General features: G+C 38.5%; 1 protein-coding gene. It reads right to left on the minus strand.

Features of this window, described 5'->3' with window-relative positions:
* Positions 1-341: 341 nt before the first annotated feature.
* Positions 342-1,556, minus strand: coding sequence for an IS256 family transposase (locus ACTNBF_RS16395; RefSeq protein WP_103656244.1), 1,215 nt, complete (start codon positions 1,554-1,556; stop codon positions 342-344).
* Positions 1,557-1,648 lie beyond the last annotated feature (92 nt).

A 1,648-nucleotide genomic window follows, 5' to 3' on the forward strand; every position in this document is an offset into this window, starting at 1 on the left:
GAGGGCGTAAATAGTTTTGTGTCTATGAAGGCTGAATCCTTCTGATTAAGAATTAGATATGTAATATTTTGCCGTCGAATTTATGGATTTATTGTTGTCGAATTTATCTTTGTATCTATAGTATTACCACTTGGATAAATTCTATACATTGGTTTTTAATTTTTTGCATGACAAATAAGGCATCGTATTTATTGCTTTTTTTGTGGGCTCTGCCCACACCCGACCTCTGGAATATAATCAGGAAAATCTGGCAATAATACTAATGCCGACGGAATAAAAGGAAAGCGGGAATGGCAGATTATTTTAGCATCTTCATTCCTGCTTTTTCTTTTTTATTGTTTTTACAGATATTTTGTGAGCCGCTCTCCATATAAGACAATCAGCTGGTTTAATACCTGATCCCAGTTCCGATATCTCTGCGTCCATTTTTTGACTACATTTTCACTGGCAAGGTACAGCATTTTTTCCAGGGATGCATCACTTGGAAATACACTTTTGGTCTTTGTTACTTTTCGGTACTGGCGGTTCAATCCCTCAATGATATTCGTCGTGTACATGATGCGTCTGATATCATTTGAAAACTGGAAAAAGGAACTGACATCTTCCCAATTATTTTCCCAGTTGCTGATCGCATAAGGATATTTCTTTCCCCATTTTTCTTTCACATTTTCAAGTTCTGACAAAGCTGCAGTTTCATTTGGCGCATTATATACTGCTTTAAAATCGGAGGAAAACTTTTTCAGGTCATTGTAGTTTACATATTTAAAAGAATTACGCAGCATATGGATGACACATCGCTGGATTTCTGCCTGCGGATAAACTGCCTGGATGGCTTCTTTAAAGCCTGGAAGTCCATCTACACAGAAGAAAAGGACATCATTTACTCCACGATTCTTCAGATCGTTAAGCATTCCGAGCCAGAACTTGCTGGTTTCATTAGCCCCTACTGTGATACTGAGTATATCTTTGTAACCTTCCACGGTAACACCAAGAACAACGTAAGCAGCACGGCTTAAAATCCTGCCATCCTCCCGGACTTTGTAATGGATACAGTCCATAAAAACAAAGGGATAAACCGGATTCAATGGACGGGTCTGCCATTCCTTTACCTGTGGAAGGATCTTATCCGTGATCTTACTGACCATTTCTGCTGACAATTCAATGCCATAAAGATCCTGAAGCTGATCATGGATGTCTCTGGTACTCATACCACGAGCATATAAAGAGATCACTTTTTCTTCGATTCCGGAAATATCTCTCTGGTATTTGGGAATCAGTTTTGGCTCAAATTCACCGTTGCGGTCTCTTGGTACATCGATTTGAAATTCACCATACTGGCTTTTTAAGTTCTTTGTGGAATGTCCATTTCTTTTATTGTCGGTCTGTACATCTCCCTTATGGTTTTTCTCGTAACCAAGGGTCGCATCCAGTTCTGCCTCCATCAGTTCCTGAAGGATATCTTTGAAGCTGTCTTTCAGAAGTGTGTATACGTCTGCAACGCTACTAATGTTGTTTTCTGAGATAATCTGTCGAATTTGTTCCTTTGCAACTGGCATAAAAATACTCCTTTTCGATAAAAATTGTCATATCTGAATTCTTACCAAAAAGGAGCCATTTTTTTCAAAAACACAAAATATTTTACACTACC

The sequence above is a fragment of the Bariatricus sp. HCP28S3_A4 genome (genome assembly GCF_052066395.1).
Classification (GTDB): Bacteria; Bacillota; Clostridia; order Lachnospirales; family Lachnospiraceae; genus Allocoprococcus.